Below are 22,226 nucleotides of genomic sequence, written 5' to 3' on the forward strand. Positions count from 1 at the left end.
GGAGCTTAGCCATGAAAGAAATCATTTTTGCCATCTTAGTGATATTACCGTCAGCATTTGTAGTTGAATACAATACGAGTATGAATGCAGATGAGGAGCCTGTTTCTCCCCTTTCAGTTTGTATTGTGCTGAAAATTTGTGACGACAATTGAACCCTGGAGGCCGTATGAGTTTCTTTGAACAAACTGTGGCCGAACTGAACCAAATTAAAACACTGCGCCAGTTGGAGCGCTATTTGGTTCAATTTACCGAACTTCCTCATATAGATTGGTGCTGTTTTATTGTTCATAGTTGTAACACCGTTTATATGGGGGAAACGCCTGACAACGTAAAACAACAGCTTACCCTGGCAGTGTTAAAACAGGTAAATCTGCATTGTTGTAAACCATGCTGGTCTGGCTCAGATGAATTAATCAAAGCGACGTTACCAAAGGCCAGCCTGCTGGTTCCGGTAGTGGCGTCGCGCCCCGATTATGCCTGTTTGATTCTGGGCTTTGCGAAACAAAGCATTGAGCCAAAGCTCGCGGAAAAGCTGGGCTGGTTTTGGCAGGTGATAGCCATTTACATTTATGACACTTATCGCCGCATCAGCGGTGGTAGCACAGTCGGGGATTTTCAGTTAACTCCGCGTGAAATAGAGTGCGTCCACTGGGCGGCGCAAGGAAAAACCTCCTGGGAAATTAGCCGGATTTTAAGTATTACCGAGCGCACTGTTAACTTTCATCTAAGCAACAGTATGCAGAAAACCGACAGTGCTAACAGGCAGCAGCTTATCCACAACTGTATGAATATACTGTGATTTTTTATAAGTTATTAATTAATTATAAAAAAAACATGGCTTGGTGATTGTGGTGTCAGGAGTTGACGATCACCCTTATCAAATGATTAAAGATCGAGGTGTATGATGAACGACTTTTTAAAACTAGATCAGCCGTTGACCGCCAGTACAACCCTGGAAGGGTTTATTGAAGTAACGGCGCTAGATGAGCTGGATAAGATTGTCGGCGGTTTTCTTAATCCTGACGACATTTATATTGAGTTGGAAGACGATGTTGCAAGCGCATCGCTGCGCTAATAACCGGTGGTTGGTTGGATACTGCGGTATTTGACAGGTGACAGCGAAGCCCGCATTGCTGAAGATTAAAACCTTATTTTTCGAATAGGACAGTCCTAGATGTCATATCTGAAGCTGTTTCGTAAAGAGGCGCTGCGGCAGCAATATAAATCACAGGAGTTTGGCGGATCGGTGATTCAGCAGCCTTTAATGTTAGATAAAGCCTTGCTGGCCATGGTGATTGCTGTCTGTCTTTTGATTAGCCTGGCAGTTGTTTATCCTTTTGTCAGCACTGAGCGCTTAAGTCTTGCTGCGCATGAATCCAACTATTTTCCAATAGTATCCCCAACGCCAGTCGTGGTTGAGCGGCATTTACATCCGGATGGCAGTCGTATTAACCGGGAGCAGGTAATTACTCAGGTTCGTACTTTTGAGGCGGCAAGCCGACGTGAGCAAGTAACCCTGATAAGTAGCAGCGAATCCGGAGTTTACTTTTCAGTGATAAATTCGGGCACAACAGCTCAGGCTTTTCAAACCATCGCCAAAGTGTTGCGCATTAACGACGACCACTTGTTCTTCTTTACATTATCAGGTGCAAAAGCAGAGCAACTTAAACCAGGGCAATTGGTGCAACTGAGCGCAGGCCGTCATCAGGCCAGAGGCAAGGTGCATTCGGTAATTGGCCCGTTTCAGCAAGGCCGGGTAAATATCGGCATTCAACTAGAGCCTGCCTATGATGTTGGCATTTTGCACCCATCAGCGGCAGTTCGGTTGGAGCTGAGTGTAAAACGTAATAACTTTTTTGCGCTGCTGCGAGAGAATGGTTGATGAACATATCTGATTACATTCAATTTAGTAGCCAGCAGTTGCCGGTCTATCTGCAAAGTGAAGTAGCAGAATGTGGTATTACCTGCATTGCAATGGTGGCGTATTACCATGGCTTTAAAACCAATATGCTGGCGATGCGACAGAGGTATCCGGCTGGGTTGCATGGCGTAACTGTTAAGCAAATCGTGCAAATTTCCGATGAGTTAGGTTTATCCGCTCGTGTGTTAAAACTGGATTTAGGCCAGTTGGCCAAGGTCAAAAAGCCCGCCATTTTACATTGGAATTTTAATCACTTCGTCACGTTAGCCAAAGTGACCAGTAAAGGTATTACCATTCACGATCCAGCTAAAGGTCGGCTGACGCTGGACTGGAATCAAGTATCAGAATCCTTTACTGGTATCGTCATCGAACTGGTTCCGTCCAGTAACTTTGAGCGTAAAGATGAACGTGTCCGGGTTCCACTGCGCCATTTTATTGGTAAAGTCGATGGCCTGTGGTCATCATTAAGCAAAATTTTCATCATTGCTCTGCTGTTACAAGGACTATTTCTTATTTCGCCTTACTACATCCGGGTAGTCGTCGATCAAGGTATTAGTTCCGGTCAGGCTGGTTTGTTGTGGTCTGTATTTATTGGTTTTGCATTGGTGCTGGTTTTATCGATACTGGCACAGATTATTCGTTCGGCTGCCATCATGTATCTGGATAAAAACCTGAGCTTTCAGATAAAAGCCAATATTCAGCGTCATCTGCTGCATTTACCTCTGAGTTTCTTTGAAAGCCGCCATGTCGGGGATATTAAGTCCAGGTTTGAAGCCTTTAATGAAGTGCAACGTCTGATCAGCCGCGGCTTTATAACCGCGATTGTTGATGGCCTGCTTAGTATCACCACGCTGATGATTATGTTTCATTATAACAAGACGTTAGCGCTCGTTTCAGTTGGCTTCTTGCTGACACTGTATGTAGTACGTTTTTTCCTGACTAATAAAGAAAATGAACACCTGGAGCAGCAGCTGAGTAAACATGCCAGGGAAAACAGCCATTTTATTGAAACCATCCGGGCTATTATGCCCATAAAAAGTTTTGCTAAAGAAAACAGTCGCTTATCTAGTTGGATGAATTTCTATGCCGACACATTAAATGCCAGTATTCAGCGTGAAAAAATCACTATTGCCAGTGATGTTAGCCAAAATGCCCTGGGACGTATTGAATATTTGTTGATAGTGTTGATCGGCGCGCACTTTATTATTGATGGTGCTCTTAGCTTGGGGATGTTTTTAGCCTATCTGGCTTATCGGCAGCAATTTGCTGACAGCGCGCAATCCCTGGTAGACAACATTTTCCGCTTTCGCATTGCCGGCACTTACCTGCGCCGGATGTCGGATATCGTGATGCAGCAGCCGGAGCAGGACCAAGCCAGGATTGCTCTGCAAGCCGATCAGGTGGCAGGGGCGTTGGAAGTACGTAATCTGCATTTTCGATACAGTGATAGCACACCATGGCTTTATCAGGGGCTGAATTTTTGCATCAATGCCGGTGAGTCGGTTGCGATTGTTGGTCGTTCCGGTTTAGGTAAGTCTACCTTGCTTAAAATTATGACCGGGTTAATTCAGCCGCAGCAAGGTGATTTGTTGCTGGATGGGATGCCGCTGAAATCTTTGGGTTTTCGCCAATTCCGACGTTACAGCGCTACTGTGATGCAAAATGATCAATTGTTAAATGGTTCTTTGCTGGAAAATATCACGTTTTTTGAGCCATCACCCAATCTTGAATTGGTGAAAGACGCGTTACAAGGGGCTGCTATTTGGGATGAAATCCAGGCTATGCCAATGGGCTTACATACGCAGGTTGGTGATCTGGGCAGTGCCTTATCAGGTGGTCAGAAGCAGCGCATCCTGCTGGCGCGGGCATTTTACGCTCAACCTAAGATTTTGTTTCTGGACGAAGCCACCAGCCATTTGGATAGTCTGAGCGAGCAGCGGGTTAATCAGTACCTGAAACAGAAAAATATGACAAGAATCAGTGTCGCCCACCGTAAAGAAACCATTGAGGCTGCGGACAGGGTGATTGATTTGGCCGGATTAATGACTGTGGTTTCAGCAGTGCAAAGTGCTTAAAAATAGGAACGGTAAGTATGAAAAAAAATATTAGCACACTAGTGTATTGCGCTATTGGCGTGCTCTCCGCGGTGTTATTTATCAGTGGCTGGAGTATCGGTTTTGCCGGTGGTTTGCATTATATCAGTGCCGCCAGTGTGAGTGTAGCTACTGTACAAAGTGGCGACTTTAGCCAAAAGGTGACCGGTTATGGCAGCCTGCAATCGCAAAATCAACGTCTGCTTACCGCCAGCAGCATGGCGACGGTGGATGAAATTAAACTACGGCCAGGTGCAGTGGTTGAGCCTGACAGTATAATTCTTACCTTAAAAAATCCTGCTTTAGAAGTCGCGGCGCAGCAAGCGCTGGCTAACTTACACAATAAACGCAGCAATAGTCGCCGTTTGGCGCTGGAGCAACAACGCGAGATTTTAGAGCAAAGCTCACGGTTGGCTGAGTTGAAATCCGATTCTGAGCTGGCGGCACTGCAAGTGGAAGCCGAGGCGCCGCTTGCTGCTGCAGGTATTATTTCGGGTATGGACGCCAAGCGCAGCCGTGCGCGGGCAGATCAGTTGACTGAACGTTATCAATTGGAGCAACAAAAGCTGGCAACGCTGCAGGAAGTGCATCAGCAATATTTGCTTATTCAACAAGAAGATGTGCAACAAGCCGAAGCCGAACTTCACAATGCCACTTATCAGCTACAGCAACTGGTGGTGCGCGCAGGTTTACAAGGCGTGCTTCAGCGCTTGCCAATTAATCTGGGCCAAAGCGTGAATGTTGGCGAAGAGCTGGCGCTGGTTGGTAGCCTGTCGCCCTTAATAGCTGAAGTGAAAGTGCCACAAATGCAGGTGCGTTTATTGCAGTTAGGTGCCAGCGCTGAAGTGGATAGCCGTCACGGCATTGTCACCGGCCAGGTGGTGCGCATTGATCCTGTGGTGGCCGATGGCGCGGTGCAGGTCGATATTCTGCTGCCCGAGCAATTATCTGCTGATATCCGGCCAATGCAAATGGTAGACGCGCGTATTCATGGCCAAAGCCGGGGCCAGGTTAGCTTTGTCGACCGGCCTGCCGGCGTGGCTGAAGATGCGCGGGTTGAACTGTTCAAGCTGGATGCTAACCAGACAGCCAGCCGGGTGCCGGTGCAATTTGGTAAAGCCTCCGGCCAACAAATTGAAGTGGTATCAGGCCTGGCGCCGGGCGACCGTATTGTTATTAGCGACCTGCAGTTTGATGACAATGTGACACAACTAAAACTGACTCAGTAAGGACCCGGCAATGAAAACCGATGTACTCAAAGTAAAACAGCTTAAAAAAACTTTTCAATCTGGTCAGCAGCAGCAAGCCGTACTTGATGGCGTTAGTTTTTGTGTGCACGAAGGCGAGTATGTGGCCATTTGTGGCCCCTCGGGTTGCGGTAAATCGACTTTGCTGAATATTCTTGGCTTGCTCGATACAGCAGATGGCGGCGAGTATTACATAGACGGCCTGCTAGTGTCGGACATGAACGCCGAACAAAGAGCGCAAATGCGTAGCCGCCGCATCGGTTTTGTATTTCAGGCGTTTAACCTGATTGATGAATACACTGTGCTGGACAATGTTGCTTTACCACTAAAGTACCGTGGCGACAGCATAAAGCAGCGTCAGGCAAGAGCGCTGCAGTGTTTGGAGAAGGTTGGTCTGGTTGATAAAGCCACACTTTTCCCCAATCAGTTATCTGGTGGTCAGCAGCAGCGGGTGTCGATTGCCCGCGCGCTGGCAGCAGATTCCGGCATTATGCTGGTGGATGAGCCGACCGGTAACCTGGACTCAAAAAATGGCGATGCCGTGATGGCCTTGCTGGCAGAGCTACATGCCCAAGGCACCACCATTATTTTGGTGACCCACGATCCGCGCTACGCCAATATGGCACATCGGCAAATTCATCTGCTCGATGGCCAGGTGGTTACAGCTGAAGCCCCGCAAACTGATGTGCAGGAGCAGGTGGCATGAACTGGCAGATGATCTGGCGTAGCTTCCGTCACGCACGGCAATACTATGTTACTGTAGTACTAAGTCTGGTGTTTACCCTGACCCTGCTGTTTAGTGTACTGAGCCTGGTTAATATCACCTTTTTCGCGCCGCTGCCCTATAAAAACGATCGTGAGCTCTACTATGTTGGAGCTGAGATGAATTATCAGGGGGCTATCCACCCCTATTCCAATGTACAAACTCTGTTTGAATTGCAGCAAAAAAGCCAGCTGATAGAACACATGGCGGTGTACTTTAGCTTTTCGGAGTATAAGTTACTGGATCAACCCACACGGCCACGAGTGCCCGTTATTTTGGGTGCCCATGATATTTTTCAGGTGATGGGAGTGGAGCCTTTACTGGGCCGGCTTTTTAGCGAACAGGAACAGTTGGGCAACAAGCAGCCTTCCGTGGTGTTAAGCCAAGCCGTCTGGCAGCAGTATTATCAAGGGCGGCGCGATATTATTGGCCAGAGCATTCAGCTTAATCAACGCCAGTTTACTGTGATTGGCGTTTTAAAACAGGCTGTGGAATTGCCGGGTTTTCACGATGCTCATGAAGCCATCTGGCTGCCGCTGGATATGGACGAGTATGTTGATGTTCGCAGTTTTGATGGCTACTCCAATAATTTTGCAGCTGTTGGCCGTTTAAAACCAGGTGTAACTCAGCAACGGGTCAATGCAGAGGCCTACCAAATCGTTAAACAAGCCTCAGCCGAGCGGCATCCGGACTTACAGCATATGTTTGATTATTATGGCAAGGTAGTGCCACTACGCCAGCAAATTCAGGGCGACTCCGGTCGGCTGGTGCTGATGCTGCTGGCTGGGGTGTCGCTACTCACTTTAATTGCGCTGGTGAATTTATCCAGCATGCAGTTGGCGCGTGCAGTAAAACGCTTACAGCCACTGGCTGTCTGCTACGCTTTTGGTGCCAGTAAAAAACAAATGTTTTATCAGGTGTTTCGCCATAATGCGGCTCTGCTGGCGGGAGCCGGCTTATTGGCGCTGCTGCTAACCTGGCTGGGTTTTGCTGTTATTACGCAGGTGGCCGCTGAGCAGTTGCCACGTATCAGCGCCCTACGAATTGATGGTCTGATGTTGTTGCTTACCGCCTTGGTGCTGCTGGCGATAGCGTTGCTGTTTAGCTGGATTGAGCTCAGCGGAGTGCGAGAGCATCAGCTGATGGCCAGCTTGCAAAGCAGTGGTAAAGGCGCCGGCAAGCAACTACGGCAAGGCGTTGCCCACAGCCTGATCGGTGTGCAACTGTTGCTATCCTTGCTGGTGTTACTGGCCACCGCCCATGTCTTTGTGGCTGCCTGGAGTGAAGCAAACCGTCCAACGGGCATTGATAGTACAGACCTTTGGTCGGTGACGATAAGTTACACTGACTTGGAAAACCGTGAGCAGCAGCAAAACCAGCATCGTGCCTTGCTGCAAAATTTAGAGGCTTTACCTCAGGTTCAGCGGATCACGGCGGTATCAGAGCCTCGTGCACCGCGCGCACGCAGTCAGGACATTGTCAGCAACGCCCAAGGCGAAGTGATTACTTCCGCCCGGCAGATTAGGGTGTTACCTGGTTATTTTCAATTTTATGGGCTTGCGCTTTCAGGGCAGGACTTCACCGCGGAACAGGTCGGGCTGGAGCATTACCCGGTAATTGTCAACCAGCGGCTGGCAGACCGTATTGCCCGTTTAAGTGGCAAGCCGGCTTTGGGCCAAACAGTGGCGCTTAGTAATGACAGCACTCAGCGACAAATTATCGGCGTAGTGGCTAATACCAACTTCCCCGGAGACCCTGGCTATGAAGTGGATGAGATATTCTATCCCGGGGAATATAACGGTCGATGGGAATTCAGTTATCTGCTCAAACTAAGTCCGGGTGACAACCTTAGCGAACCGGCGCTGCTCGAGCTGCTGCGCCAACAGGATCCTCGTCTGAATTTACGCGAGCTCACCGCTGTGCAGGCTGCCTTTGCCCGCTTTTCACTAGCGCATCGACTGGCGGCTGCTTTGGCCGCAACCCTTGCGTTGATGAGCTTGCTGACTGTATTGGCAGGTGTTGCCGGCATTGTTAGTTATCTGGTGCAGGCGCGGCGCTATCAGCTGGGGGTGGAAATGGCGATGGGAGCCAGTTTGAAGCAACTGCTGAAAGAAAACCTTCGCAAGCTGGCTCAGCCCATTTCAGCAGCTCTGTTGTTAGGATTTTCCTGTTTTTATTTTGTTGCCGGTCTTAGCCGTAGCCAACCCGAACTGATGTTTCAGGCTAACTGGCCGCTGGTGTTCAGTCTGCTGGGGCTATTGGCATTCGCAGCGCTGTTGTGCAGCTTTATGCCGCTACGCCGGGTACTGCTAACCGATCCGGTGAAAGCGTTGCGCAATGAGTAACTGCACATACCAACTGGATTGGTAACCCGGATGCCGCAAAGCCCGCCGATTTAACCGGCGGGCTTTCTCAACTGATGTTTAGTCAGCCTTATCCACCAACACCGCAATAGCACCATCGCCGGTAACATTACAGGCGGTGCCGAAGCTATCTTGTGCCATATACAGCGCTATCATTAATGCCACGGCGGCTTCGCCAAAGCCCAGCATGGAGCCGAGCAGGCCCACGGCCGACATCACTGCGCCACCAGGTACGCCGGGCGCGGCCAGCATTACCACACCGAGCATTAAAATAAACGGCAGCATGGTTAGCAGTGACGGGATTTCAAGGCCGTTTTGCATTGCCATTACCGCTACTGCACAGCTGACAATGGTGATGGTTGAGCCGGATAAATGCACGGTGGCGCACAGAGGCACGGTAAAATCGGCGACATGCGGTTTTACGCCATTGGCTTTAGTGGCCTGCAGTGATACCGGAATAGTGGCGGCGCTGGACATGGTGCCTAACGCCGTAAAATAGGCCGGCAGCATGTTCTTAATCAACGCAAACGGCGAACGGCCGGCTTTAATACCGGCAATGCTATACAGCGTGATAATCCACAGCCAGTGCAGTACCACGGCCAGGATCAGCACAACGCCAAAGGTTTTCAGCGTGCCAAACACCGTACCGGCAGCGGCCATTTGCGCGAATACGCCAGCGATATATAGCGGTAACAGCGGGATAATGATTTTGCTCAGTACCAGCTGAATAATATCACGGCCCTGATCAGACACCTGCTTGAGTTGCTGCGCCTGCGTTGCCGCTATGCCAAGGCCAAACACAAAGGCCAGTGTCAGGGCTGTCATCACGCTGAATACCGGTGGAATGTTCATTTCAACAAAGGGCGTCAGGCTGACACCGCTGGCTGCTGGCGCCGCAGCGACGGCAGTGGTTAGCATCGGCACCACTATAGCGGCCACCACAAAGGCCAGCACACCGGCAACAATAGTCGACAGATAGGCAATGCCCAAAGTGCGGCCCAGCAGTTTGCCCGAGTTACGTGGCAAGGCGGCGATACCACTGGTAATAAAGAATAAAATAAGCAGCGGGATAATAAAGAACAGCAGCTGGCCAAACAGTGCTTTAAAGGTCAGCAGCAGCTGAGTCAGCCAATGTGGTGCGTACAGGCCGCATAAAATGCCCAGCACTATGCCGGCAATCAGTTTAATAATTAAAGCCATAGTTGTTTCTCGTTATAGTGTGAAGGTCCCTTAGCGTGGCTGAGCATACCATAAGTTGTTTCGGCTGGCTGCGCTTTGCTGGTCGGCTGTGTTTCACGTGGAGCATAGGCTAATTCAGCTAAAAGTCAGCTAACGCATACTATCGTCCGGTATTTGGTTACACTGGGTGTTGGTAGCAACAAGTTGAAACATAACAGTGTGTTAATAAGGCTGATAAACAGATGAAAAAACTCATAGCTCTTGCGTGGTTAACCGTGCTGGTAAGTTGCAGCCAATTGCAGCAAATGTCGGCTTATAACGTCAGTGAGGCCGACGTGGAGCAATTATTACGTGGTCAGGTATCTAAGCTGACACAGCAGGCCACGGTTGCCGGCATTCCGCTGAAAATGCAGGTTAACAGTATGCAGGTAGAAATAGGCCCGGATAATTCAGATTTAGTGCGGTTGAATACGTCGGCCAGTGCCGCTTTATCGTTATTTGGTTTAAGTTATCCGGCCAGTTTGCAACTGCAGGTGGAAGGCGTGCCCTACTATGATGGCAGCGAAAAAGCCGTGTATTTGCGCTCGGTAAAGTTGCTGGATTCAACGATTGAAGCATCCGGCTATCGCGGCAATCTGGCGCCGGTAAGCAATGAGCTGCTGAAACTGGTGAACAGCTTTTTAGCAGCGAATCCGGTATACCGCTTAGATACCGCTAACCCTACGGTGAAGTTGCTCACGGCAGTGCCGCTGAATATGGCGGTACAAAGCGGCCGTATCAGCTTTACGCCGGATAAAAACTAGTACAAGTCGCGGCGGTAGCGGCCTTGCAAGCGTAACCGGTTTAGCTCGTTTTCACCTACGATGTCGGTTAGTACCTGATGCACGGCGCTGCCCATGCCTTGCAAACTGCCGCAAACATAGATAGCCGCGCCCTGCGCCAGCCATTGTTGTAACCGGTCGCGCTGCGCCGCCAGGGCATGTTGCACATAGTATTTGTCCGGCTGATCTTGGGAAAACGCCAGATCACAGTGCGTGATAAAACCCTGTTGTTGCCACTGACGGATATCTTTGGCAAAGAAAAAATCGGTATGTTGGCGCCGTTCACCAAATAACAGCCAGTTTTGTTTATGCCCGCGTTTTACCCGTTGTGCCAATAAGGCGCGAATGCCGGCAATGCCGGTGCCGTTGGCAATAAAAATAACCGGTGGGTTATCCGCCGGTAAGTAAAATGAACTGTGGCGGCACAGCCGTAGCTGCACCGGCTGCTGCTCCATAGCCCAGGCCGTTAACCAACCCGAGCCTATGCCTAAACTGCCGTCAGCCTGCTGCACCTGGCGCACCAACAACATTAACTGCCCTTCTTCCGGTATCGATGCTATGGAGTAGCTACGCAGCGGCAACTTAGGCTGCGCAGCTAACCAGGCGGCTAAAGGCTCGCCGGTTGCCGGGGGTTGCACCTTATCCAGTTGTAACTCAGCCAGTGCCCAGCATAACGGCACGTGGCGGTCTTGATAATACACCGCCTGGCAGCCGTTAATAAGGTGTTTGGTCAGCCACAGCGCTACGCTGCATTTGCTGTTTTCCGGTTGTACTTCCAGCAAATCACCGGCTTGCCACTGCAGTGTGGTGGGCGCCTGCAGTTTAACGACATAACAAGGCAGACCGCTACTGGCCGGGTTGGCAATATAACGGCTGCTCAGGCCGGCGTTAAACCAGTGCGATTCGTCCGGTTCAAGCGGCGCCTGCAAGGTAAGGCTGCTTAGCAGCTGTTGCCACTGCGACAATGCCTGCGGCTGGCGCTCCGTGCTGTCGAGTTCTAACACCGGCTGCAGTGCTTTGGCTTCACGGCTGTGCAGCCATTGATCTAACCAGTGGCCAAAGCCACAAAACTGTTGATAGCTGCGATCGCCCAGCGCCAATACCGCATATTGCAATTGACCTAACGATTGTTGCCATTGCTGTGCCAGCTGATAAAACCGGCTGGCATTATCCGGCGGCTCGCCTTCACCATAGGTGCTGACGACAAACAGCGCCTTTTGGTGTTGTTGCAATTGCTGCTGCGTCAGTTGATCCAATCCCGCCAGGGCTACCTGAAAGCCGGCCTGGCGCAGTTGCTGAGCACTGCGTTGGGCCAGCTGTTGCGCCATACCGGACTGGCTGGCATAGCCAACTAACCAGCTTTGGCTGGCGGCAGTATCAGGTGTAATGCTGCCCGGCGTGCGGTAAACCCAATATAAACGCAATACTAAGCCGGCTATCGCCAGTTGGTTACTCAGCCAGAGTAACTGCGCATCCGGCGTACTAAACGGGGCCAGTGGTAGGTAAAGCCAGTACAACAGGGTAAGCAGCAACGCCAGCAATAAATGCTGCTCCAACCAGGCGGCGCCGGACAGTGGCAGCGGCGGGCGGCAGCTGGTTTTTAGCCGCCATGCCGCAACCAGGGCAGCCACGGCAGGTAGATAAAGTAACAGCAAAGTATTGAGCGGCGCGGCGGTTGGCAAAGCGTAGCGGTAAAGCGGTAGTAGTATCAGCAGCGCTGCATTGAGCCATTCCAACGTATTTTGCCAGCGCTGTAACATAAAGCCTCAGAGAAAAAACAGGGGTGGCAAAACCCACCCCTTAATGTGCAAGACAAGTAAAACAACGACCAGAGAAGCCCATCCGGGGCCGGAACAATGTTCGTCCGTGAACGGTTAAAACTATAATACGAACAATTATCAAATGCAAATGGTTCTCATTAAATAATTGGTGTGTGTGTTTTTTGCTTGCAAAAGCAGCATTAGCAAGTAAAATATCTTTCATTTCGAAACTTAAGCGAAAGAAATGAATAAACGCAATACCCAACAACGCCGGCATTTAATTGTCAGCCAATTGCAGCAGCAGGGCGAACTGTCGGTAGAGCAGCTGGCCGTGCAGTTCAATACGTCGGAAGTGACCATTCGCAAAGACTTAACCGTGTTGGAGCAGGCCGGTTTACTGTTGCGCCGCTACGGTGGCGCCGTACCGGTGCCGCAGGATTTTGTCAGTGATTCCAGTTTAGAGAAAGTTTCAAAGCGAAAGCTGGCAATTGCCAAAGCCGCCGCCGGGCTGATTAAAGATCACTACCGCATTATTATCGACAGTGGCCGCACTACCGCCGCCTTGTTGCCGGAATTGGCCGGCAAGCGTGGCCTGGTGGTTATGACCAACTCGCTGGCGATTGCCAATACGCTGCGCGAGCTGGAGAACGAGCCAACGCTGCTGATGACCGGCGGTACCTGGGATCCGCAATCTGAGGCGTTTCAGGGCCAGTTAGCCGAACAAATGCTGCGCAACTATGATTTTGACCAGCTGTTTATCGGCGCCGATGGTATCGACTTAGCCCGCGGCACCACCACCTACAACGAGTTATACAGCTTAAGCCGGGTGATGGCGGAAGTGGCGCGCGAAGTTATCGTGATGCTGGAGTCCGACAAGCTGGGGCGCAAAATTCATAACCTGGAATTACCCTGGGCTATGGTCAAAGTGCTGATCACCGATGAAGGCTTAGCTGCAGCCGATGCAGCACAAATTGAACAACAAGGTGTGAAGGTAATAAGAGTTGCTTCTTAGCCTGTACGCCTTGCGAGCAAAACAAACGAATTAACTGATTATTTAGGAGCAATATTATGTGTGGAATAGTTGGCGCCGTAGCGCAACGTGATGTAGTGGATATTCTGGTAGAAGGCCTGCGTCGCCTCGAGTACCGTGGTTATGACTCGGCCGGTGTGGCGGTGGTAACTGAAGCCGGCGAATTAACCAGGCTGCGCCGTTTAGGTAAGGTAAAAGAGCTCAGTGATGCAGTAGCAGAACAGCCGGTAGTGGGCGGCACCGGTATTGCCCACACCCGCTGGGCTACCCATGGCGAGCCGAGCGAGCGCAACGCTCACCCGCATGTATCGAGCAATATTACTGTGGTGCACAACGGCATTATTGAAAACCACAGCCCGCTGCGTGACGCGTTAAAAGCCAAAGGCTATGTGTTTACCTCTGATACCGACACCGAAGTTATCGCGCATTTAGTTGAAGAAGAGCTGAAAAGCGCCGGTTCCTTGCTGGTTGCGGTGCAAAAGGCGGTAACGCAATTACACGGTGCTTACGGTACCGTATTGCTGGATAAAACCGATAGCAGCCGTGTTGTTGTGGCCCGCTCAGGCAGCCCGCTGGTTATTGGCTTGGGCATTGGCGAGAATTTTATTGCCTCCGATCAACTGGCATTGCTGCCGGTAACCCGCCGTTTTATCTTCCTTGAAGAAGGCGACGTGGCCGAGATTACCCGCCACAGCGTGCGTATTTTTGATACTAACGGCAACGCCGTAGAGCGCGAAGTGCACGAGTCTAACGTTAGTTACGACGCCGGCGACAAAGGCCAGTACCGCCACTTTATGTTAAAAGAAATTTACGAGCAGCCCAACGCCATCAACAACACGCTGGAAGGCCGGTTAAGCAGTGATTCCGTGCTGGACGAAACCTTCGGCAATGGCGCGGCCGAATTGTTTAAACAAGTAAAACATGTACAAATTGTCGCCTGCGGTACCAGTTACCACTCCGGTATGGTCGCGCGCTACTGGTTAGAGTCTTTAGGCGGCATTTCCTGTAATGTTGAAATTGCCTCTGAGTTCCGTTACCGCAAGTCTTTTGTGCAGCCAAACAGTCTGCTGGTCAGTATTTCCCAGTCCGGCGAAACCGCCGATACCTTAGCCGCACTGCGGATGGCGAAACAGGCCGGCTATGTTGGCAGCTTAACCATTTGTAACGTGGCCGGCTCATCGCTGGTGCGCGAATCAGACTTAGCCTTTATGACCCGCGCCGGCGCTGAAATTGGCGTAGCCTCCACTAAAGCCTTTACCACGCAGCTGGTAGGCCTGGCCATGTTAACCCTGGCCATTGGTAAATATAACGGCTTAACTGCTGCGCAGCAGCGCGAGTTAACCGAAGCACTGAAAAGCTTACCGGGCAAACTGGAGCAAACCTTAAGCCTGGCGCCACAAATTGAAGCCCTGGCCGAAGAGTTTGCCGATAAACACCACGCGCTGTTTTTAGGCCGCGGCGATCAGTACCCTATCGCAATGGAAGGTGCGTTAAAGCTAAAAGAGATTTCTTACATTCACGCGGAGGCTTACGCCGCCGGCGAGTTAAAACACGGCCCGCTGGCGCTGATCGACGCCCAAATGCCGATTATTGTGGTAGCACCGAATAACGACCTGCTGGAAAAACTGCAATCTAACGTTGAAGAAGTACGTGCCCGCGGCGGTATTCTGTACGTATTCGCCGACGCCGACGCTAAATTCCAGTCCGACGCTACCATGCGCGTTATCAACGTACCGCACGTCGCCGACATCCTGGCACCTATCGTCTACACCCTGCCACTGCAATTACTAAGCTACTACGTCGCCATTATCAAAGGCACCGACGTAGACCAGCCACGGAATTTGGCGAAGTCGGTAACGGTAGAGTAATTCAGCGGTTTTCAATGTGCGCATTTTAAACATAGTGCGCAGCAGTGAAAAACTAAGGGCGGCCCGCTAAAGCGAGTCGCTCTTTTTGTTTACTCATCTACGCCAACCCGTGCGTTGTCATTTTATCTTTGCTGCTACGTTAAAGCTGCTGTTACTACCGGCTTCTAAATCCAGCAGTTGCTGTTTACGCGCAACTCCCCAGCGATAACCGCCTGGTGTGCCATCGCCGCGCAATACCCGGTGGCAGGGGATCAGCACTGCAACGTTATTGGCACCACAGGCATTGGCAACTGCGCGGTAGGCTGTAGGTTTGGCAATGCCTTTGGCGACATCGGCATAGCTTAGTGTTTCACCGGCTTTGAGGGTGCTGAGAAAGCGCCAAACCGTTAACTGAAACGCGCTGCCGGTGAGGTGCAGCGGCAAATCCGGTTTGGGCCCGCTGCCGGCTAAGTGTTGCTCCAGGGCGTCTATCCACAGATCCAGATCGGACCTGGCGTGCTCCGGTGTGGGTAATAACTCTGCGTTGGGAAACTCCTGATGCAAGGCCTGGATAAGCGCTGCAGCAGAGTCGCCAAAGTGGACAAAACACACACCACGCTCTGTCGCCGCCATCAGCAATAACCCCGGTTTGGTCTGGCGCAGGGCAAAATGGATGGGTAGTGCCGCAGCGCCGGTTTTGTATTCTGTCAGTGTCATACCAAACTGTTGATCAAGCTGCTCGTACACCCGGCTGACTGAGCCAAAACCGGCGTCATAAATAGCCCGGCTTATCTCTGTACCATGGCGTAATGCCTGCTTCAGCCGTTGCAGCCGGACAGCATTTTGCAATTGTTTTGGCGACACGCCGAACAACTGGCGGAAAGTACGTTGTAAATGAAAAGGGCTAACCGCGGCTTCTGCTGCCAAATGCTGCAGGTCCAGGCTTTGCTCAGCATGCCGTTCAATATAATCTGCCAGCGCTATAACCCGCTGCTTAACTGCATTTTTACTCATAAAAGTCTCTAAATCACAGTGGCGCTTAACCGGCTCTCAGTATGGCAGTTTTGCCCGCGGGTTAGGCTCCGGATCTTGCGGCATTGTTTTAATCAGGCAATAAACGGATCGTCTCTGCCGCTGGCACCAGCTTACACTGCCCGGGTTTGTTACCCAGAGGAATTTGTTATGTCTTATCAAATACAGCCGTTGCCGGCCCGGCGTTTTGCGCCGCTATTCAACCTTACTCAGGCAGAGCTGCAACAACAGGGCATAGTGCGGCGGCTGGTGGATAAAGCCACGGGTTTTCCGTGCCGTTTAAGCCTGAACGATGCGCCACCGGGTGATGTGGTATTGCTGCTTAATTACAGCCACTTACCCAAGTCAGGGCCCTACCAATCTTCGTATGCTATTTATATCAGCCAAAGTGGTGTTACAGCGGCAACGTGGCCGGAGCCCGGCACGGTGCCTGCCATGATAGCGCGCAAAATGCTCAGTTTAAGGGCTTTTGATGCACAGCAGATGATGCTGGATGCCCGGTTGTGCCAGGGTACAGCTGCCGATGCGCAGATCCGCGAATTATTGGCGCTGCCGGGTTGCGATACGGTACATATTCATGCCGCGGCCTGGGGCTGTTATCTGGCAATGGCACGACGGTTTTAATGCCGGGGAGCCTTGCCGCGGTTAAATTACGATATGGTTTTTGTTGACGATACTTACACAGAGCCGCCACGTAATTTGGCAAAATCGGTAACGGCAGCATAACCTGCACCAAAACATAGCAACGGGCCTTAGGGCCCTTTTTTATTGGTGCATGCTTATTATTTGAATTTTAATGAAAAATCCATTTAGTTGACACATTTTGCCCTGCTTTGGTTCGGCTTTTTATAGCCAGGCTATTGACGGCTGAAATTTAATCATCTACCTTTTGTAAGCGCTTACATTTATGTTGCAGGTACCTTTATGGTATGGCGTTTCAGTCAGCAGGTAGCAAAGACCCAGGGGATGATAATAAAAATGAAACAGATTTCAACGTTTACCGCCTTGCTTATGGCGGCAGGCCTTGCCGGTTGTGGTGGTAGCTCTACCACTAACTCCGACTTTGCCTCAGTCGATATTGAACAGCCGGTGTCAGACTGGCAGTTAGTTTGGTCTGACGAATTTGATGGCGACAGTATTGATAACAGCAAATGGACACATGAAATTAATTGCTCCGGCGGCGGTAATAACGAACAGCAATGTTATACCGACAGCGCGGATAATTCCTTTGTCGCAGATGGCAACTTACATATAGTTGCGCTGCCGGCGGAAGATGACGCCCCGCTGCCATACACCTCTGCGCGCCTAAATACTAAATTTCAGGGCGATTTTAAATATGGCCGCTTTGAAATGCGCGCTAAGTTACCGCAAGGGCAAGGCTCATGGCCGGCATTCTGGATGCTGCCAACCGACGAAGTGTACGGTGGCTGGCCTAAGTCGGGTGAAATCGACATTATGGAAGCGGTGAACCTTAAAGTAGCGGACGCGGACGGCAACGAAGAAGCGCGGGTACACGGTACTTTACATTATGGCCGCGATTGGCCGGATAACAGTTCTACCGGCAAAGAATACAGCCTGCCGGACGGTGCCAACCCGGCCGATGACTTTCACACTTACGCTATAGAATGGCAGGAAGGTGAAATTCGCTGGTACGTTGACGGTTACCTGTTCCAAACTCAGATGGCGTCTGAAGTACGCTATAACAACAAAGATCAAGCGGCCGGCCTGATCCATCGCGGCTGGTTTTCTGAATATTTTGATATTGCCACTGGTGAACTGGAAACCCATTGGGATGCTTCGCCGTTTGATCAGCGCTTCCATCTGTTGCTGAATCTGGCGGTAGGCGGCAACTGGCCGTCTAACGTGAATAATACCGGTATCGACGCCGCCGCTTTTGCTGAAGGCCAAAGCTACATTATCGATTATGTGCGCGTGTATCAATGCAGCCTTAACCCGGAAACCGGCAAGGGTTGCGAAACCGTGCGCCAGGGTTACAAAGATGAAGAGACGCTAAGCATAGGGGCAGCACCTATTCCTGTTGCGCCATCCGGTGTTGCGCAGAATCTGACTATTTTTGCTGATGAGGCAAATCCGGCATGGCCGGCGTGGGATTGCTGTGGCGGTACTACACCAACGGTTGAAACCGACGATGCAGAACATGGTGCGGTAGTCGAGTTTGTTATTGGTGCCACGCCGACAGTGATGGGCTTTAGCACCTTGCAGGCCGGCACGCCGGCACCTTTTGATGCCTCGCCCATGCTGACTACCGGCAGTGTATCTTTTGATATGAAACTGGTTACAGCTCCGGCTAATCCGGCATCGGTATTCAAATTTAAAATTGAGTCCGGTGGCGCTTCAACGGCAGTTGAGATTGATCTGAGCAGCGGTAACGGCGGCCAGGAGCCGGTAGTTGGTGAATGGGCAACTTACACCTTTAGTTTGCAGTCGCTGGCAGATGCCGGTCTGGACTTAAGCGCTATTGATGTACTTATGATATTTCCGGCCTGGGATACCGGCAACGGCGCAGTGTACCGGCTGGATAACGTTGAAATTTCACAACCTTTGCCATCTCTGGTGCTGTTTGAAGATCAGGCAAACGTTGATTGGCCGATGTGGGATTGCTGCGGCGGTACAGTGCCGACCGAAGAAATGGACGATGCCGATCACGGCCTGACAGCCCAGTTTGTTATTGGTGCTACACCAACGGTAATGGGCTTTAAACCGGCCGACGGTTCCGGAATCCAGTTTGATGCCTCGTCACTACTTACCGAAGGCGCGGTGCAGTTTGACATGAAATTGGTCACAGCGCCGGCCAACCCGGCATCGGTGTTTAAATTCAAAATTGAAGCGAATGGCGCCAGTTCTGCGGTGGAAGTTGACCTGAGCAGCGGTAATGGTGGCCTTGAGCCGGTGGTAGGTGAATGGGCTACCTATACCTTTAGCCTGCAGACGCTGTCAGACGCCGGTCTGGATTTAAGTGCTATCGACGTAATTATGGTGTTCCCAGCCTGGGATACCGGTAATGGCGCAGTGTATCGCATTGATAACGCGAAGATTAGCGCACTGTAAACATAACGAATTTCAGCCGGATGATTTGCCGGGCCGTTCAGGCGCAGCACAGACAGCAACAAGCAGTACTGTGGCCGGTAAATCAAAGGACCAAGAATAATAAGCAGGGTTACTATGAAACAGATCACCTTTAACAAAACCAGGCTGGCAGCAACGATATCCATGCTGTTATCTGCCGGCACTATGCTGCCGGCACAAGCGCAGCAGCAGGAAGAAACCGCCGCGCCGGTAAAAGCGATAGAAATTATTGAAGTAAAAGGTATTCGCGGCAGCTTAGCACGCTCGATGGACATCAAGCGCGAAGGCACCGGCGTGGTGGATGCTATTTCTGCTGAGGAAATGGGTAAGTTCCCCGATACCAACCTGGCCGAATCTTTGCAGCGCATTACCGGGGTATCGGTAAGCCGCGCCAATGGTGAAGGCAGCCAGATCACGGTACGTGGTTTTGGCCCGAGCTTTAACCTGATCACGCTAAACGGTCGGCAAATGCCGGGCACCGGTAATACCCGCTCTTATAACCTCGAAGATTTATCGTCTGAAGGCGTGAGTGCACTGGAAGTTTATAAAACCGCGCGCTCGGAAAACCCCAGCGGCGGCTTGGGTGCTACGGTAAATATTGTTACCGCCAAGCCGCTGGCCTCTCCCGGGTTAAAGTACTCAGTGTCGGCGAAAGGGATAATGGATACGTCGAATAAAAAGGGCGACGATGTTACGCCGGAAGTAGCGGCCATATTCAGCAACACCTTTGCCGATAATACCTTTGGTGTGGCGCTGTCATTGTCACATCAGGAACGCGATTTCCAGCAACAAAGTGCGACCATTGATGGCTGGCAGGCCAACCAGAGTTTGGGTAATGCGAGCGGTGATAACGCTATTGACCGCCGGCCGGTAGATGCCGAAGGCAATAAAATAGGCAATACGTTTTTACCACGCAACCTTGGTTATGGCGTTAACGATGTAGAACGTTCGCGCAGCAATGGCCAATTAACATTACAGTATGCGCCGACAGAGAATCTGACCGCGACGCTGGATTACACCCGGTCTGAGTCAACCACAGCGCAGGAAAGTATGTCTTTTGGTGTGTGGTTTAACTTTGGCGGTAATATTAATTCGTATGAGTTGGATGAACGTGGTACCGCGGTGCGTTTTAACGAAGCCGCGAACGACTTTGCCCACACAGCACGTAAGAGCACCACTCTGGTTGAGGCCGAGTCTGTTGGCTTAAACCTGGATTGGCAGGTAACGCCCGATATCAACCTAACTCTGGATTACCATGATTCCAGCAATGCCATTGATTTTGGTGCGGACAAAGGCAGTAAAAGCGCGCCCTTTATTATCGTTGGACCAAACAACCTGGAGTCGAAAACTTACGATTTTACCTCCGGTGATATTCCGCAAATGCAGCTGTTTTGGCCAAATGGCGCGGATGAGGCCAGCCCGGCTGATTTTGACCCGCTGTTTGCCCGCTTTGATACCAGTGCCGGTGAGGCCACGGTTAAGCAATTGCAGCTGGACTCTGAATGGATAAACCCGAACAGCAGCATTCTGGCCAATATTAAGTTTGGCGTGGCGCATACCAAGCAAGGTATGACAGGTTATGGTGCCGGTGTCGATCAACAAGGCCCGAATGGCTATAACGGCAATATGGCCATTTACCCCGACAGCATGTTTATCCGTAACAGCACCGGTGATTTTCTTGATCAGTTTAACGGTGGTGGCAGTGATTTACTGACTAACTATTACTACACCTATGACTTTGATGAGGCGGTCAGCCGCGCTGCTGCTTATTTTGACGGTTTCCTGACCGATCCGTTCGCTACCGGCGGTATTGATTCTCAAGCTGAAGTAGAAGAAAAAACCAGCAGTGCTTATCTGCAATCAGCCTTTATGTTTGATATTGCCGATATGCCGGTAGATGTAAACATTGGTGTGCGCTATGAAAAAACCGATGTTACCAGTACGGTTAAACAGCGGGTAGAAGATGTGCTGGTGTGGTTAAACCCGACCGAATGGAACCTGCGTTATCGCGACGAAGAAGCCGGCTTTGTCACCACTACCGGCGAGCACGACCTGTGGTTACCCAACCTGGATATCAAAATGGAAGTGATGCCGGATGTAATTGCGCGTTTTTCTACCGGTAAAACCATTACCCGGGCGCCACTGGGTGATCTGGCCGGGATCCGTACCTTGTCAGCTAATCCAAAACCAGGCAGTCGCAATGGTAGCTCCGGCAATACTAACTTATTGCCATTTGAATCAACTAATTTTGATTTATCACTGGAGTACTATTATGACGAAGGCAGCTATGTGTCGCTGGGTGTATTCCACAAAGATGTGAAGAATTTTATTGCAAGGCAGTCTTCTGTTATCACCGTAGATGGCTTGCGTGATCCCTTTATCGGCCCGCGCGCGCAGCAAGCAGAAGCCCAGGTTATTGCCCGTGGCGACCAGGCGACAGTGGGGGCTATTTTCGAGCAGATTATTGCTAACGGCGGCGGTAATGCCGATGGCCAGGTGATCCAGAACGATGATGATCCACTGGTAGAGTGGCTGGTTACTCAGCCACGCAATGGCGTAACCAAGTCTGTGAAAGGGTTGGAGTTTGCTGTGCAGCACTTGTTTGGAGATTCTGGTTTTGGTGCAGCTTTCAATACTACCCTGGTAAGCGGTGATGTTGAATTTGACGTTGATAGTTTGGATCCGCAGCAACCACTGGAGGGGCTGAGCGACTCAGCTAACGTGCAAGTGTTTTATGAGGATGACGTTTGGTCTGTCAAACTAACTTATGCGTGGCGCGATGCTTATCTGATTGGCGTGGGCCAGGCTCAGGGCTCGTCAGATGCGCCGCCACAGTTTGCCAAAGAGTTTGGCCAGATTGATCTAAGTGCAAGCTATGCGGTAACGGACAACCTGACGGTATTCTTTGAAGGGATTAACCTGAACAACGAAACCGAGCAATCATACGGTCGTTATGAGGAGCAGTTCTTGAGTGCGCGCCAATATGGCCCGCGATACAGCTTAGGCGCGCGTTATACATTTTAATGGCGTACTATAATAAAGCCGCTTTTTAGCGGCTTTATTTTATTGTTGCAGCAGTGATC

The 22,226-nt window shown here is 50.9% G+C and carries 17 protein-coding genes; 14 read left to right on the top strand and 3 right to left on the bottom strand.

The window, feature by feature from the left end; genetic code table 11:
• The first annotated feature begins 11 nt into the window (after positions 1–11).
• From ACTZWV_RS17200 to ACTZWV_RS17235, 8 genes are all read left to right on the top strand, one after another.
• Positions 12–152: a hypothetical protein gene (locus ACTZWV_RS17200; protein ID WP_444787712.1), complete on the top strand. Its 141-nt coding sequence runs from the start codon at positions 12–14 to the stop codon at positions 150–152.
• A gap of 14 nt (positions 153–166) precedes the next feature.
• Complete coding sequence (locus ACTZWV_RS17205) at positions 167–799, top strand: helix-turn-helix transcriptional regulator (protein ID WP_444787713.1); 633 nt, start codon at positions 167–169, stop codon at positions 797–799.
• Between the two features lie 102 nt (positions 800–901).
• Positions 902–1,075 (top strand): hypothetical protein, encoded by a 174-nt coding sequence (locus ACTZWV_RS17210; RefSeq protein ID WP_444787714.1) that lies wholly within the window; start codon positions 902–904, stop codon positions 1,073–1,075.
• A gap of 99 nt (positions 1,076–1,174) precedes the next feature.
• The gene (locus ACTZWV_RS17215) at positions 1,175–1,882 is read left to right on the top strand and encodes a hypothetical protein (protein ID WP_444787715.1); all 708 of its coding nucleotides are present in this window, start codon (positions 1,175–1,177) and stop codon (positions 1,880–1,882) included.
• Positions 1,882–3,996: a peptidase domain-containing ABC transporter gene (locus ACTZWV_RS17220; protein ID WP_444787716.1), complete on the top strand. Its 2,115-nt coding sequence runs from the start codon at positions 1,882–1,884 to the stop codon at positions 3,994–3,996. The genes ACTZWV_RS17215 and ACTZWV_RS17220 overlap by 1 nt, the downstream gene beginning before the upstream one ends.
• A gap of 17 nt (positions 3,997–4,013) precedes the next feature.
• Complete coding sequence (locus ACTZWV_RS17225; protein ID WP_444787717.1) at positions 4,014–5,243, top strand: efflux RND transporter periplasmic adaptor subunit; 1,230 nt, start codon at positions 4,014–4,016, stop codon at positions 5,241–5,243.
• 10 nt (positions 5,244–5,253) lie between these two features.
• Positions 5,254–5,967 (top strand): ABC transporter ATP-binding protein, encoded by a 714-nt coding sequence (locus ACTZWV_RS17230; RefSeq protein WP_444787718.1) that lies wholly within the window; start codon positions 5,254–5,256, stop codon positions 5,965–5,967.
• Complete coding sequence (locus ACTZWV_RS17235) at positions 5,964–8,369, top strand: ABC transporter permease (RefSeq protein ID WP_444787719.1); 2,406 nt, start codon at positions 5,964–5,966, stop codon at positions 8,367–8,369. The genes ACTZWV_RS17230 and ACTZWV_RS17235 overlap by 4 nt, the downstream gene beginning before the upstream one ends.
• Positions 8,370–8,447: 78 nt before the next feature.
• Here ACTZWV_RS17235 and ACTZWV_RS17240 read toward each other — a convergent pair whose 3' ends face one another.
• Complete coding sequence (locus tag ACTZWV_RS17240) at positions 8,448–9,587, bottom strand: dicarboxylate/amino acid:cation symporter (RefSeq protein ID WP_444787720.1); 1,140 nt, start codon at positions 9,585–9,587, stop codon at positions 8,448–8,450.
• A 221-nt stretch (positions 9,588–9,808) separates the two neighbouring features.
• On the opposite strand from ACTZWV_RS17240, the gene ACTZWV_RS17245 reads away from it, so the two are divergent.
• Positions 9,809–10,369, top strand: a complete 561-nt coding sequence (locus tag ACTZWV_RS17245) for a DUF1439 domain-containing protein (RefSeq protein ID WP_444787721.1) — start codon at positions 9,809–9,811, stop codon at positions 10,367–10,369.
• Here ACTZWV_RS17245 and ACTZWV_RS17250 read toward each other — a convergent pair.
• Positions 10,366–12,147 (bottom strand): flavodoxin domain-containing protein, encoded by a 1,782-nt coding sequence (locus ACTZWV_RS17250; RefSeq protein ID WP_444787722.1) that lies wholly within the window; start codon positions 12,145–12,147, stop codon positions 10,366–10,368. The two genes, ACTZWV_RS17245 and ACTZWV_RS17250, sit on opposite strands and share 4 nt — an antisense overlap.
• A gap of 244 nt (positions 12,148–12,391) precedes the next feature.
• Between ACTZWV_RS17250 and ACTZWV_RS17255 the strand changes: the two genes are divergently transcribed.
• Together ACTZWV_RS17255 and glmS are read left to right on the top strand one after the other, a co-directional pair.
• A complete protein-coding gene (locus ACTZWV_RS17255; protein WP_444787723.1) occupies positions 12,392–13,159 on the top strand; it encodes a DeoR/GlpR family DNA-binding transcription regulator in 768 nt (255 codons plus the stop codon).
• Positions 13,160–13,215: 56 nt separating this feature from the next.
• The gene (gene glmS, locus ACTZWV_RS17260; RefSeq protein ID WP_444787724.1) at positions 13,216–15,045 is read left to right on the top strand and encodes a glutamine--fructose-6-phosphate transaminase (isomerizing); all 1,830 of its coding nucleotides are present in this window, start codon (positions 13,216–13,218) and stop codon (positions 15,043–15,045) included.
• Positions 15,046–15,162: 117 nt separating this feature from the next.
• Here the strand turns inward: glmS and ACTZWV_RS17265 are convergent, their stop codons facing one another.
• A complete protein-coding gene (locus ACTZWV_RS17265; protein WP_444787725.1) occupies positions 15,163–16,038 on the bottom strand; it encodes a bifunctional transcriptional activator/DNA repair enzyme AdaA in 876 nt (291 codons plus the stop codon).
• A 168-nt stretch (positions 16,039–16,206) separates the two neighbouring features.
• On the opposite strand from ACTZWV_RS17265, the gene ACTZWV_RS17270 reads away from it, so the two are divergent.
• The 3 genes from ACTZWV_RS17270 (at position 16,207) to ACTZWV_RS17280 (ending at position 22,167) form a co-directional block, all read left to right on the top strand.
• A complete protein-coding gene (locus ACTZWV_RS17270) occupies positions 16,207–16,680 on the top strand; it encodes a DUF1203 domain-containing protein (RefSeq protein ID WP_444787726.1) in 474 nt (157 codons plus the stop codon).
• Between the two features lie 354 nt (positions 16,681–17,034).
• Positions 17,035–19,125: a family 16 glycosylhydrolase gene (locus ACTZWV_RS17275; RefSeq protein ID WP_444787727.1), complete on the top strand. Its 2,091-nt coding sequence runs from the start codon at positions 17,035–17,037 to the stop codon at positions 19,123–19,125.
• A gap of 114 nt (positions 19,126–19,239) precedes the next feature.
• Positions 19,240–22,167 (top strand): TonB-dependent receptor, encoded by a 2,928-nt coding sequence (locus ACTZWV_RS17280; protein ID WP_444787728.1) that lies wholly within the window; start codon positions 19,240–19,242, stop codon positions 22,165–22,167.
• Positions 22,168–22,226 lie beyond the last annotated feature (59 nt).

Source organism: Rheinheimera sp. NSM (assembly GCF_052380015.1).
Taxonomy (GTDB): Bacteria; Pseudomonadota; Gammaproteobacteria; order Enterobacterales; family Alteromonadaceae; genus Alishewanella.